The sequence below is a fragment of the Candidatus Dedyshia acidiphila genome (assembly GCF_051025295.1).
Taxonomy (GTDB): Bacteria; Acidobacteriota; Terriglobia; order Terriglobales; family Acidobacteriaceae; genus KBS-83.
Map to the genome: position 1 here is coordinate 27,655 of NZ_JBMGJV010000007.1, position 13,204 is coordinate 40,858.

Here is a 13,204-nt window from a genome sequence, read left to right on the forward strand (position 1 = left end):
CCATTTTGGACTTGGTGAAGGAATGCCGCGGCCTTTAAAGTGAAGTTCCTTTCGTCGGCATCCGGCAGATCTCCCTGCCGCTGACGCCGGCGAGGCAGTTGCTCGCTCAAGAAAGACGCCCCATGGCCCGGACCGCGGCAGCCGTAGCCCCCTCTTTCACGCATGTCCTTCTGACCCGGTTCAACGTGGCGACAACTTACGCTGACCCGCGCCGCGGGATCGAGGAGCAATGGCTACGGCACCGGGTCAACCTGTTCATGAAGTACTGCTGGCCATCGATCGAGGCGCAGCAGGAGAGACGCTTCCACTGGTTGATCTTCTGCAATGCGGAGAGCCCATCCTGGTTCAAGGAACAGATGGAGCGTCTCTCGGCCGGATGCACGGCTGTTTATGTCGAAGGCCTGATCCACAACGGAGTCTATGGCCGCGCAATCCAGGAGCGAGGCCTCGCGAACGCGCCCTATCTGATCACGACCCGGCTGGATAACGACGATGCGCTCTCGAGCAACTATGTTCGGGATGTGCAGCAGGCATTCCTGCCGAGGTCCCAGGAGTTCGTGCTGTTTCCCCTCGGCCTGCAGCTCTATCGCGAGCACCTGTACGGGCTCTGCTGGATGGACAATCCGTTCTACTCGATGATCGAAGCAGTTCCCGCCGGCGGTGAGCTGAAGACCGTTCTCTGTTGCCGCCACGGCGACATCTACCAGACCGCGCCCGTGCGACGCCTGTGGACATCCTCCAAGTGGATCGAGGTGATTCACGAGATGAATGTCTCGAACTCGCTCCGCGGCTGGCCCCGGCTGACAAGCCGGAAACACCGGAATTTTCCAATGCTGTCGATCGAGGGTGTGCCGGCAGACTCCATGTGGAACCGCGTCGATCATGCTTCCGGACGCCTCCGCCGCAAACTCAGCAAAATGCGGGCAGGCAGGGCGCTCTCAGCTCAGTAGCTCTGCCAACGCGGTAAAGCCGCGGTCGCGCGCGTAGTCGGCGGGGGTCTTGCCCCGGTCGCACTGGGCAGTCCGGTCGGCGCCCGCGCTGAGCAGCAGATCGACCAGATCCTCGCGACCGACGACGGCTGCCTGGTGCAGCGGCCGATACCCGGCAGTCTGCACCGCATTCACATCGGCACCGCGTTCAATCAGCGTCCGCACGATCGCCGCATCCTTTGAAAGCGCAAGCGCGGCGTGCAGCGCCTGGTTGCGCAGCGCGTTCGTCGATCGCTGTTCGATGTCCGCCCCGCGGTCGAGCAGCAGCCGCACGGTGGGTTCGTCCGCAAAGGCAGCCGCCAGGTGCAGCAGTGGCCAGCCGTCTGCGGACCGCTGGTTGGCTCGCTCGCGGGCCGACTCAGGTTCTGTGCCGAGCAGTGTGGCGAGGCGCTCCCGGTCGCCGACGGCCGCAGCCTCGGGCAGGTCCAGCTCCAGCCCGGAGCGCAGGAAGTCGCGAATCTTGGTCTGGCCGGTGTAGACAGCCAAAAGCAAAGCCGAGACGCCTTGGGCGTCTCGGCTTTCTGCAATCTGCGGATCATCTTCGACCCAGGAGGCGATGCGTTGTGTATCGCCACGCCGGATCAGGTCGAGAAAACTCTGGCTCACTCGTTCAATGTAGCAGCGGCCAGCACTGGGTTATTCGACGGGGGGCCCTTCGGCGATTCCTTGGGGGCTATCTCGGTCGGCTGAGCAGGCGCATTCTTGCCGTTCGGGCGGGTTCTGTTCGAGTAAATGCGGAAGGTGACCTGCAGGTTCACCAGCTCCGGTACGGGATTGCCGTTGACGGTGCCAGGACGGAAGCGCGCGTGCTGGATCGCATCCACTGCACGTTCGTCCAGCCCGAAGCCGATCGGCCGCACGATGGTGACGGCACCGGGGCGACCCTGCGCATCGACCACCATCTGCAGGAAGACCATGCCTGCGATGTTGTTCTTCTGCGCGTAGTCATTCGAGTCCGGATCGATCGGGCTGAGCAGCTGCGGCGCTCGGACGTTGCCACCGGGCCGCATCATGGACGCGTCGAGATCGGCGCGCGCCTTGCCAGCCTTGGTGGCGAAGTAATTCTGCCAGTACGGCGGCAGAGTGGCGATCACGCTGTCATCGAGCCCCGGCGCAAACATCACGTTCAGTGCCTTCGACAGTTGGAGGAAGCTAATCCGCGGATCGTGGGCTGCTGCTGCGGCGGCCGCCGCGGCCGCCGCAGCAGCGGCGGGATTTGTCGCAGTTGCCGTTGTGACTGGTGCTGTTGTGGGCGCGGTGGGCGTCGCGGCCGCCTCTGCTGTGGTGGCGGATGGGACAGGCGCGGGAGCGTCGGGCAGGCTGGCGGTTTCGGCCGTTTCGGTCGGCTTGCTGGCAGCAGGAGCAGCAGGTGCTCCGGCAGCAGGTGCGGCTGCGATCTTCGGCGCATCCTTGCCCTTTTCGGCCTTCTCTTCCTTCTTCTTTTTCTTCTTTTCCGGCTCAATGACCAGCCGCTCGACCTGGATGGTCATATTCTTCTTCGGGTCGACCCGGATCCGCTCGAAGGGCTTGTTGTCGTCCTCGTAAGGCAGCGCGCCGAAGAAGTGAAGGCCCACGCGGTGCGCCTCCAGTTCCATGTTGTGCTTGCTGAACTTGACCTTGTCGATCTGGACTACGCTGAGGGCGAACGAGCCCTTCTGGGGCGAGCCGACCACCTTGCCGTCAGTGCCGAACTCAAGCTTGTCGTCCTGGTAGAAACCGCGCAGGTAAAACATTTTTCCGACCAGCTCGCTCGAGAGCGCCTCGGCCGTCGGGGCCGGCTTGATCGCGTCAGCGACGGCTGGCGTGGGCATGATCGGTTTGTTGGACTGCTCCGGGGGCGCGGCGATCACGTTCGGAGAGGCAACGGTCTGGGTGTCGCTCTGTGCATTCGACTCGGGCGCCTGGGTCTGCTGCGCCGGGGCGAACGGGCTGACCATCAGGCAAGCCGCGACCATCGCGGCCAGGGGGCGGGCAGTAAAGACGTGACGCATTCTCGGTCCTCGCACCTGCTCCGGGTAGGGCTAGCGCCGGGCAGTCTTCCCGTTTATTCAAGGGCAGGTTCGGTCCGGGAACAATGGAACCAAAGGGAGGCCATGATCCCCCATCCGGGGGAGAGTGTTTAGCAGGGAGGCTCAATCCGCCTTCTCGCTGCTATCTTGGTCGACGGAATTTTGGAATGCGATGCACGCCCAAAATGGGAGAACCGGATGAGACCTGTGTGGAAGTGGATGGCTGCAGCGCTCCTCTCCCTGACCATCGTCGGGGTTGCTGTAGGCCTGCTCCTATTTCACCAAATTCGGAAGAGTGTTGAATCGCGCTCGCCGCATCTTGAGGCGGTATCGCTTCCTGCCCCCGATCTGACCTTCCAGACGCTTCACGGAAGAACTCAGCACCTGAGCGACTTCAGAGGCAAGGTAGTCTTTCTCGATCTCTGGGGTACCTGGTGCATTCAATGCGTCGCGGAGATGCCCACGGTCCAACAGCTTTATGCGCACTACAAAGATGACCCGGAGGTGGTGTTTCTCATCGTTTCGCGGTTGGATACGCCGCAGGAAGTCGAACGCTACGCGCGCTTGGGCGGTTACACGTTGCCGTTCTTCGTAACGCGAGATGACGAGATCCCACCTGCGATGTATTTCCATCAGTACCCAGCCACGTTTCTTTACTCGAAAGACGGCCGCATCGCGATGGAGCATGCGGGTGGAGCGGACTGGGCTCATCCCTCCGTCATCTCGTTCATCGACGAACTGAAGAGCCGCGCTCAGTAGGCGAGGAACCCTTATGAGGCGAGGACCGCAAGGACTTGGATACGAGAACTCGCCTCGAGCTTCCGGCGTCCAGGACTCCTGCCTTCCCCACTGATTCGGCACGAGCGCGCTGAAATCCAACCGCTCGCGCCCGAGGAAGCACCTTCGCCAGAATTCTGACAAAGGCTGTAAACTCGGCGGCCGAAGGCTCGTCTATTCCGGTGCCGGATGAGATGTTCGGCGGCCAAACAAGGAGAGACGGCCGGGGACAGGCGCAGCGTGCATGGAACAAGCGATCGCGAGGGTGATGACCACCGGTGAGCTGTCCGCCATGAGCGGGGTGGACGAGTGGGTGCGGCTCTATCGTGGGCGCATCTTCCGCTACATCCTGTTCGCGACGCATGACGAGGATGCGGCAGAGTCGTTGACCCAGGACTGCTTCTTGCGTGCGCACAACGCGCGGGACAGCTTTCGCGGCGAATGCGCGATGAGCACCTGGCTGATGCGCATTGCAGTGAACCTGGTCCGCGATTACCAGCGCAACCTTAAGCTGCGCTTCTGGCGCAAGGCGGCGACCGTCGATGCTGCCGAGATCAGCGAGCGGCTGCCGGACGATGCGAGCTCGAGCGAGCGCCAGCTGATCGCGCGCGAGCGGGTGGCCGGGGTCTGGAGCGCGGTCGAGACATTGAGCGCGAAGCAGCGCGAGGTCTTCGTGCTCCGCTTTGTGGAAGAGCTGGAGCTGCCGGAGATCGCTGACGCGACCGGTATGAACGTGAACACGGTGAAGTCGCATCTCTACCGCGCACTCGCGGTGGTGAAGCGCCGGGTGGGGGAGGAACGATGAGCGAGTTGCGGGAGTTGCACCTGAGTGACGAAGCCCTGCTTCGCTTTGAGATGAACGAGGCCACGGCCGAAGATCGTGCGCACCTTGAGAACTGCCCGCGCTGCCGCAGCGAGGTCGCCGAACTGGCGGAGGCAGTCCGCTCGTTCGGGATGGCGGCACGGCAGTTCGCCGCAGAGAAGGCGGCCACCACGAGAGCCTGGCGCCCCTCGCATGCAGCCCACGCCTGGCGCGGCCTGGCGGCCGGGCTGGCGCTGGCCGTCACGATGCTCGCGTTGCTGCTCGGCGTGGGCATGCCGCGCTGGCAAGCGCACCGGGCAGCGCTGGCCATGCATGCGGCGGAGCAGCGGCAACAGCAGCTTGCCGCGGACAACGCGCTGCTCGAAGAGGTGGACCAGGACGTGTCGCAGGTCTGCCGCAGCCGATGCAGCCGCTCTCGTGGACTAGCAACTCAGGGAATGGCAGCAGCTTGGGGTCGGACAGCAGCACAACCCGAGAAGCGACCCAGACGCAGTAGAGCGTTGGCTTTCCAGCAGCACAGTGCCCCACATCCGGAACGCAGCGAAATTCGCGAGCGAACGCACCCGTTCGCGCACACACAGATCTTCGAAGGAGAACGAACGACATGAGCCAGACACTCCGATTTCGGGCGCGCACGACGCGCGTCCTTTCCCTGACCCTGACGTCTCTGACGGTCTCCGCAGCACTGCTGCTGGGCAATGCGCCGCTCCGCGCGCAGCAGTCTCCCGGAGCGCCGGGGAATGCTCCTGCCGGAGCACCTGGACGCGGCGGTGGACCGTTCGCATCGCGCCGTCCGCCGATGCGCATGGGGCCTCCGGGCCGCTGGTGGGATAACCCGGAGGTGGCGCAGAAGCTGGAGCTGAGCACCGATCAGCAGAAGAAGATGGACGACATCTTCCAGCAGAGCCGGCTTAAGCTGATTGACGACCACGCGGCGGTTGAAAAGCAGGAAACCATCCTCGAGCCGCTGATGTCGGCAGACCAACTGGACGAGAAGGCTGCGCTGGCACAGGTGGACCGCGTCGCTGAGGCTCGCGCTGAGCTTGAAAAGGCGAATGCGCGCATGCTGATCGAACTGCGCCGGCAACTGACGCCGCAGCAGTGGAAGACGCTGCAGACGCTCGAGCCACGGGATCGGCACGGCGACTTCGATCGCGATCGCCGGGATCGTGGTGACCGACGTGACGGACACGGAGACGGTCCCGGTGCTCCGACACCGCCCCCTCCGAGTGGTCCGGGGAACTAGTCCGCACCGGCACCTGCGACACGCGAAAGGGAACCGGTGTGGTTCTCTTTCGGGCTCCTCGCTTGTGTGCAGAATTTTCGAGCCGCTGACGGATCGTGTCGTCAGCGGCTTCGCTGCATCTGTTGCGTCAGCGACACTCGATGCGCGTGCGAACGGAGGCGAGCAGGTAGGATAGGGAGTCCTCATCCTTTCTTCCGAGCTCGCGATGCGCCCTCGTTTGTGTGCCGTGCTGCTGCTCTCCCTCCTGACCTCCTCTGCGGCCCTGGCGCAGATGCCGGCGCGCCGGCCAATGACCTACGACGATTTAGCGAAGATGCGGCGGCTCGATGACCTGTCACTCTCGCCGGACGGACGCTGGGTCCTGTTCGCCGTGACCGATGTCGATCTCGCACAGAATCGCAAGACCTCGCACCTATGGTTGGTCCCGACCGGCATTGGTTCAAAGCCGACGGAAGAAAAGCCCATCACCGCATCGCTGCCGGGTGAGGGACATGGGCGTTTCTCGCCCGATGGCACGAAGGTTCTGTTCCAGAGTGCACGCGAGGGCGTGCAACAGGTGTACGTCGCGAGCTTTGACCCGCACAGCGGCACGCTGGGCGATGCGCAGCCGGTGACGCACGCAGCGCTGGGCGCGGACGGCGCCATGTGGTCGCCAGACGGCACCAGCATCCTCTATACCTCGGCCGTGTACGCGGACTGCCCGGCGGGCCCGCAGCAGGAGAGCTGCGACACAGAGCGCGCCAAGGCGAAGAGCGAGAGCAAGGTGAAGGCGCAGATCTTCACGCATCTGCTCTACCGGCACTGGAATGCATTTACCGGCGAGACGCGCTCGCACCTGTTTTTGCAGAAGCTTGGTCCGGATGGGCTCGCTGCCGGACCTGCGCGTGATCTGAACCCTGGCGATCCGCATGATGTGCCGCCGTTCGCGCTGGGTGGCCCCGATCCGTACGCCTTCTCGCCCGACAGCAGGGAGCTGGTCTTTGAAGAGAACACCGATCCCATGCCGGCGATCTCGACGCATGTGGACTTGTGGACGCTCGACCTGACCGACGCCGCAGCGCAGCCGGTGAAGATCTCGAACAGCGCGGGCGGCAACGTGAGCCCGCTGTATTCGCCGGACGGCAAGTACATTGCGTGGCGTTCGCAGGCCCGCGCCGGATACGAGAGCGATCGCTTCCGGCTCGCGCTCTACGACCGTGCCACGAAGAAAATCAGTCTGCCCATGGACGATTTCGACAGGTGGGTGGATGAGCTGGCGTGGTCGCCCGATTCGCACAGCCTCTACTTCACGGCAGGCGACGAAGGCGAGGAGCCGCTGTTTCAACTCGATCTTGCCTCCGGGCAGCGCAGCTATCTGGCACGTCGGGGAGAGTACGGCGATCTGCACCCCACTGCGGATAACCAGCACCTGGTCGCGAGCCGAGTGACGGTGAAGCGGCCGGCGGAGATCACGCTGCTGAACCTGAGCGAGGAGTCCTTTCACCACGCCAAGCCAACGACCACGCCGGAGCTGCGCACCCGCACCGTACCGGTGAGGACAGCGAGGCGCCGTGTCGCGCCGATCGCGGAGCCATCGGAGGTCACCGAGCAGCCGCTGACCCGGCTCAATCGCACGCTGATCGCGCAGCTCGATCTTGGCGAGCTGGAGCACTACTGGTTTCGCGGCGCGGGTAACGTGCGCGTCGAGGGATTCCTGATTCGGCCGCCAGCTTTCGACTCGGCGAAGAAGTATCCGGTGAAGTTTCTTATCCACGGTGGGCCGCAAGGTGCATGGGGCGACAGCTGGAGCTATCGCTGGAATGCCGAGCTGCTCGCAGCCAACGGGTATGTGGTCGTAATGGTGAATCCGCGCGGCTCCACGGGCTATGGCCAGGGCTTTGTGGATGGAGTGAATAACGACTGGGGCGGCCGCCCGTACATCGACCTGATGCGCGGTCTGGATGCGGCGGAGCAGCACTTTTCGTTCATCGACCGGCAGCGCGAGTGCGCCCTGGGCGCGAGCTATGGCGGCTACATGGCGAACTGGATCCTCGGTCACACGGAGCGGTTCCGCTGCATTGTGTCTCACGACGGGATGTTTGACGCGGAGGCCGCCTACGGAGCCAGCGATGAGCTGTGGTTCAACGAGTGGGAGTTTCGCGGAACACCGTGGTCCAATCGGCTTGGGTATCGGCGCTGGTCGCCCGCGCTCTACGCGGCGCAGTTCAAGACACCGACGCTGGTGGTGCACGGGCAGCTCGACTATCGGCTCGATGTGAGCGAGGGCATGAGCCTGTTCACCACGCTGCAGCGGATGGGCGTTCCGTCGGAGATGCTTTACTTCCCGGACGAGGGCCACTGGGTGCTGAAGCCGCAGAACTCTGAGCTGTGGTATCGCACGGTCAACGCGTGGTGCGATCGCTGGACCGCGGAAGCGACCAAGCCGGCCAGTCAGCATCGCGCAGGGGAGTAGCAAAGTGCCCTTTAGCGGCGGAAAGCGTCCGAAGAAACCGCGCGAACCACTTGGCGAAGCGGCGCTGTTTGAATACGCCGTTGCATCGCTGGGGCGTCGCGCGCAGACGGTGGCTGAGCTGAAACGCAAGCTGCGCACCCGCGCGGCCGAGGGTGACGAAGGCGAGCAGGCGATGGCTGCGGTGATTTCGAAGCTGAAGGAGTATCGCTTCCTGAACGATGCGAGCTTTGCGGCGGACTACACGCGACTGCGCCAGGAGAACCAGAAGTTCGGGCGGCGGCGCGTGCAGCAGGGACTGATGCAGAAGGGCGTGCACCCGGAGCTGACCGCGACGACGCTCGATACGGCCTACGCCAACGTTGATGAAGAGACGCTGGCTCGTGCCTACATCGATCGCAAGCGCATGCCCGAGCCAAAGGACAAGAAGGACGCGGCGCGCACCATGCGCCGGCTGATCGGGGCGGGCTTCTCGCCACCGACTGTGTTCCGTGTTCTTCGCCGCTGGGTCAAGGATGAGACAGCGCTCGGTGAGCTGGCCGAGCCCGAAGCCGACGCAGAGTAGCCCCACTGCCGCACCCCACTGCCGTAAAGAGGAGAGCGCATGCGACTGATGGCTGTGGACTGGTCGGGAAGTCAGGACGTGGGCGGCCAGCGCAAGCACATCTGGGTGGCCGAAGGCGCCGATCCCGCCGCTGTCACGCTTACGAATGAGCGCACCCGCGAGGAGACGATCGCGCATGTGGTCGCCGCAGCCGCTTCTGATCCGGAACTGGTTGCCGGCTTTGACTTCGCATTCAGCTTTCCAGCGTGGTTCACGCGCAGCCTCGGCGTCGCAGAGGCGCCGGCCTTGTGGCGGTGTGCGGCGAACGAGGGCGAGCGCTGGCTGACCGGGTGCGAGCCGCCGTTCTGGGGACGGCCCGGGCGCAGCTGCCCGGAAGGACATCGCGCCGTGCCGGGCTTGAACGGCAGTGGCTGGCTGGGCTATCGCGTGACCGATCGCGACGCCGCCAAGCGGGTCGGGCGGCTGCCGTCATCACCATTTCAGGTGGGCGGTGCGGGCGCTGTCGGCACCGGCTCGGTGCGCGGCATGCCGTGGCTGCTTGCGCTCCGTCGTGCGGGCTTCGCGATCTGGCCGTTCGACGAGCCACCTGATGAGCCGCGCTGCCCGATCGCGCTCGAGATCTACCCGCGCCTGTTCACCGGGCGTACAAAGGTCAGCCAGGCCGCGGCGCGGGCGCGATGGCTCGATCAGCCGAGTTGCAGCGAAGTGCCGGAACAGGCGCTTGCTGATGCGCGGCGTTCGCCCGATGCGTTTGACGCCCTGGCTGCTCTGCTCGGCATGATGCAGCACCGCGATGAACTGGCACACCTGCCAGCTTGCAGCAACGCTGACCGCAGGCTCGAAGGGGCCATCTGGATGCCGCGCGACGATGCATCGCCCGCAGGCGCGCAACTGTAGACTTGAGCTATGCAAGTGCGCTCCGGCAACGAGATTCGTGAGATGTTTCTTCGCTTTTTCGAGGAGAAGGGGCACCGTCGCGTGCACTCGTCCTCGCTTGTCCCGCAGAACGACCCCACGCTGCTGTTCACCAATGCGGGCATGAACCAATTCAAGGATGTGTTTCTTGGGCTCGAGCATCGCGACTACAACCGCGCCACCTCGTCGCAGAAGTGTGTCCGTGCCGGGGGCAAGCACAACGATTTGGAGAACGTCGGCTTCACGCGCCGCCACCACACGTTCTTCGAGATGCTCGGCAACTTCAGCTTCGGTGACTATTTCAAGCGTGACGCGATTGCCTTCGCGTGGGAGTTGGTCACGTCGGACAAGTGGTTCGGCATCCCGAAGGACCGCCTCTACGTCACTATCTTCAAGGGCGAGAATGGCGTGCCGCGCGATGAAGAGGCGCACAGCTACTGGCGCGAGCAGGGCGTTCCCGCGGATCGCATCTTCGAGATGGGCATGAAGGACAACTTCTGGCAGATGGGCGACACCGGCCCATGCGGGCCCTGCTCGGAGATCTTCTACGACATGGGGCTCGCTGCATCTGAAACCGGCAAGAATCTGCCGTTCGGCGAAGACGATGCGCGCTATGTCGAGATCTGGAACCTCGTCTTTATGCAGTTCGATCGCAGCGCAACCGGCGAGCTGGCGCTGCTGCCCAAGCCGTCGATTGATACGGGAGCAGGGCTTGAGCGCATGGCCGCCGTCCTACAGGGCAAGCTGTCGAACTTCGAGACGGATCTATTCGTTCCGCTGATTGAACGGGCCGCGGAGTTGACGCATACGCGGGGGGATCTGCTCAGCAATCCTTCGCTCCGCATCATCGCCGACCACGCACGCGCCGCGACATTTCTCATCAGTGATGGCGTGCTGCCCGCGAACGAGGGTCGAGGCTACGTGCTGCGCAAGATCCTGCGCCGCGGTATTCGGCACGGACGGCTGCTCGGCCAGGCCGAGCCCTTCATGTACGAAATGGTCTTCGCCGTGCGCGATGAAATGGCAGGGGCCTATCCGGAACTGGAGGAATCCGCCGACCGAGTCAGCAAGGTCGTACTCGCGGAGGAACGTCAGTTCGCGCGTGTGATGGAGCAGGGGCTGGTGCGGCTGGAGCAGGATTTTGCCCCTCTGCTCGCTGAAAAAAAGAGTGCTGGCACGGTGACGTATGCCGGTGTCAAGGCATTCCATCTATACGAGACCTACGGTCTACCGCTCGACTTCATGGTCGATGCCGCGCGCGATCAGGGCATCGAATTCGATCTGACCGGCTTTGAGACAGCACGCGCTGAAGAGCAGGCACGTGCTCGCGCTTCCTGGAAGGGCGGCGCGAAAGCGTCGGCCAGCCCGGCATTTCGCGAGCTGCCGAAGACAGTGTTCGAGGGCTACGGCCACCTCATCTCCACTGGCTGCGACGTGCTCGCACTGGTGCGCGGCGGCGTCGGTGTGCCGGCGGCCGAAGCAGGCGACGAGGTCGAGGTCGTGCTCAACCACACATCGTTCTACGCCGACTCCGGCGGCCAGGTTGGCGATCGCGGCTGGTTGCGTTCGGACGATCACAACGCGGTGATCGCCGATGTGCTCGGATGCGTCATGCCCGTGCAGGGCGTGCGCGCGCACCGCGTCAAGCTGCGTCAACAGCTAGCCGTCGGCATGCGTGTCGATACCGTGGTCGATGCCGAGTTCCGCAACGCCACGCGACGCAACCATACCGGCACGCACCTGCTGCATGCCGCATTGCGGTCTGTGCTGGGTCCACATGTGAAGCAGGCTGGCTCGCTGGTCGATCCCACCCGGTTGCGCTTCGACTTCTCGCACTTCGCCTCGGTAGCAGATGAAGAGCTTGCGGATATCGAGACGATCGTCAATCGCCAGGTGCTGGGCAACACGCCTGTGGTGACGCTCGAGGATGTGCCGATCGATGTCGCCGTCAACGAGCTGAAGGCGATGGCCCTGTTCGGCGAAAAGTACGGTGAGCGCGTGCGCGTCGTGAAGATTGGGGACTTCTCGGCAGAGCTGTGTGGTGGCACGCACACTGGCGCAACGGGTGAGATTGGCGTGCTGAAGCTGCTCGGAGAGTCGAGCGTTTCCTCGGGCGTGCGGCGCGTCGAGGCAATCAGCGGTCTGGGTGCGCTCTCCGAATTTCGTCGCGACTACGACGCTGCGCAACTGGCATCGCAGGTTGGCGGCGGCGCGGACACTGCTCCCGCGGACGCACTGCGCCAGCGCTTCGCGGCGCAGGAAGAGGAGATCCGCAAGCTGCGCCGTGAGCTCGATCAGGCACGCATGAAGTCGGCTGCGTCGTCAGTTGCGTCGGCGGCAGACCAGGCGGTCGAGATCAAGGGCGTCAAGGTGCTCTCGCAGCGCGTGGCGTCGCTTGATCGCGGACAGATGCGCACTCTCGTCGACAACCTGCGCGGCAAGCTTGGCTCGGGTGTGGTCGTGCTCGGCTCGGCGGCGGAGGATGGCAAGGTTGCGCTGATCGTTGGCGTCACTAAGGACCTGACGGATCGCGTGCAGGCGGGCAAGGTCGTCGGCCAGATCGCGCAACGGGTTGGCGGCTCGGGTGGCGGACGTCCGGACCTTGCAGAGGCCGGCGGCAAGGATGCAACGCAGCTTGATGCGGCGCTTGCGAGCGCGCCCGAGGTGGTCGGCAGCATACTCGGCTGATCGGGATTGCGGGGTCCGTTACGATGATGACGCTCTCTTCTTAACGGAAGAGAGCGCATCATGAACGACGTAGACCAAGAGGAACGACCGATGCTCGATGTGCACCCGCCGCATGAGGCGGCGCATAGCTGGCGCGACATCCTGATTCACCTGGCCACCATCACGGTCGGCCTGTTCATCGCGCTGTCGCTTGAAGGCTGCGTGGAGTGGCAGCACCATCGCCACCTGGTGCGTGAGGCGCGCGAGAACATCCGCACCGAAATTGAGGACAATCAGAAGGAGCTGCGCAGCGACATCGACCACATCCACCAGGAGCAGGCCGACATGAAGCACAATGTCGAGGTGCTTTCGGCCCTGCGAAACAACCTGAACGAGAGGGGTCTTAACGTTACGCTCCGTTTGGAAAGTGCGTCTCTGCAGGACGCAAGCTGGAGCACGGCCCGGACCACTGGCGCGCTCGCCTTCATGGGCTATCCGGAGGTGAAGCGTTATGCTGCGCTTTATGATCAGCAGGCTCTCTTCACCGGAGAGAGCTCCCGCGTCGGCAATGTGTACGCAGAGTCGTTCCAAATCTTCGCCAGGTTTGATTTGGATAAGAAATCTGATGACCCGGTAAAGAAGGCCGATGTGAACGCCGCCCTTCAGAAGGTACTCGCGGTGCAGGGCGAACTGCTGATCTACAACGCCATCGCGGAAGAGCTCAATCGTATGTACACCAAGGCGCTTGCCGGCCAGTCCTGAAG

At 63.9% G+C, this 13,204-nt stretch carries 12 protein-coding genes; 10 read left to right on the forward strand and 2 right to left on the reverse strand.

Annotated features, from left to right (window positions below; genetic code table 11):
• The first annotated feature begins 122 nt into the window (after positions 1-122).
• The gene (locus tag AC5IJH_RS04655; RefSeq protein ID WP_491901639.1) at positions 123-950 is read left to right on the forward strand and encodes a glycosyltransferase; all 828 of its coding nucleotides are present in this window, start codon (positions 123-125) and stop codon (positions 948-950) included.
• Here the strand turns inward: AC5IJH_RS04655 and AC5IJH_RS04660 are convergent.
• Entirely contained in the window at positions 939-1,595 is a 657-nt protein-coding gene (locus tag AC5IJH_RS04660) for an ankyrin repeat domain-containing protein (protein ID WP_491901640.1), read from the reverse strand. The genes AC5IJH_RS04655 and AC5IJH_RS04660 overlap by 12 nt on opposite strands.
• Positions 1,592-2,980: an energy transducer TonB gene (locus AC5IJH_RS04665; protein ID WP_491901641.1), complete on the reverse strand. Its 1,389-nt coding sequence runs from the start codon at positions 2,978-2,980 to the stop codon at positions 1,592-1,594. The genes AC5IJH_RS04660 and AC5IJH_RS04665 overlap by 4 nt, the downstream gene beginning before the upstream one ends.
• Before the next feature lie 237 nt (positions 2,981-3,217).
• Between AC5IJH_RS04665 and AC5IJH_RS04670 the strand changes: the two genes are divergently transcribed.
• The 9 genes from AC5IJH_RS04670 (at position 3,218) to AC5IJH_RS04710 (ending at position 13,202) form a co-directional block, all read left to right on the forward strand.
• Positions 3,218-3,757 (forward strand): TlpA family protein disulfide reductase, encoded by a 540-nt coding sequence (locus AC5IJH_RS04670; RefSeq protein ID WP_491901642.1) that lies wholly within the window; start codon positions 3,218-3,220, stop codon positions 3,755-3,757.
• 262 nt (positions 3,758-4,019) lie between these two features.
• The gene (locus tag AC5IJH_RS04675) at positions 4,020-4,580 is read left to right on the forward strand and encodes an RNA polymerase sigma factor (RefSeq protein ID WP_491901643.1); all 561 of its coding nucleotides are present in this window, start codon (positions 4,020-4,022) and stop codon (positions 4,578-4,580) included.
• Positions 4,577-5,206: a hypothetical protein gene (locus AC5IJH_RS04680; RefSeq protein ID WP_491901644.1), complete on the forward strand. Its 630-nt coding sequence runs from the start codon at positions 4,577-4,579 to the stop codon at positions 5,204-5,206. Before AC5IJH_RS04675 ends, AC5IJH_RS04680 begins: the two co-directional genes overlap by 4 nt.
• Complete coding sequence (locus AC5IJH_RS04685; protein ID WP_491901645.1) at positions 5,203-5,844, forward strand: Spy/CpxP family protein refolding chaperone; 642 nt, start codon at positions 5,203-5,205, stop codon at positions 5,842-5,844. Before AC5IJH_RS04680 ends, AC5IJH_RS04685 begins: the two co-directional genes overlap by 4 nt.
• A gap of 205 nt (positions 5,845-6,049) precedes the next feature.
• On the forward strand, positions 6,050-8,296 hold the full coding sequence (locus AC5IJH_RS04690; RefSeq protein WP_491901646.1) for a prolyl oligopeptidase family serine peptidase: 2,247 nt from the start codon (positions 6,050-6,052) through the stop codon (positions 8,294-8,296).
• Positions 8,297-8,300: 4 nt separating this feature from the next.
• Positions 8,301-8,858, forward strand: a complete 558-nt coding sequence (locus AC5IJH_RS04695; RefSeq protein WP_491901647.1) for a regulatory protein RecX — start codon at positions 8,301-8,303, stop codon at positions 8,856-8,858.
• A 39-nt stretch (positions 8,859-8,897) separates the two neighbouring features.
• Positions 8,898-9,755 carry a hypothetical protein gene (locus tag AC5IJH_RS04700; RefSeq protein WP_491901648.1) on the forward strand — a complete coding sequence of 286 codons (858 nt, stop codon included), beginning with the start codon at positions 8,898-8,900 and terminating at the stop codon, positions 9,753-9,755.
• A 9-nt stretch (positions 9,756-9,764) separates the two neighbouring features.
• On the forward strand, positions 9,765-12,461 hold the full coding sequence (gene alaS, locus AC5IJH_RS04705) for an alanine--tRNA ligase (protein WP_491901649.1): 2,697 nt from the start codon (positions 9,765-9,767) through the stop codon (positions 12,459-12,461).
• A gap of 60 nt (positions 12,462-12,521) precedes the next feature.
• Positions 12,522-13,202 (forward strand): hypothetical protein, encoded by a 681-nt coding sequence (locus AC5IJH_RS04710; RefSeq protein ID WP_491901650.1) that lies wholly within the window; start codon positions 12,522-12,524, stop codon positions 13,200-13,202.
• Positions 13,203-13,204: the final 2 nt, after the last annotated feature.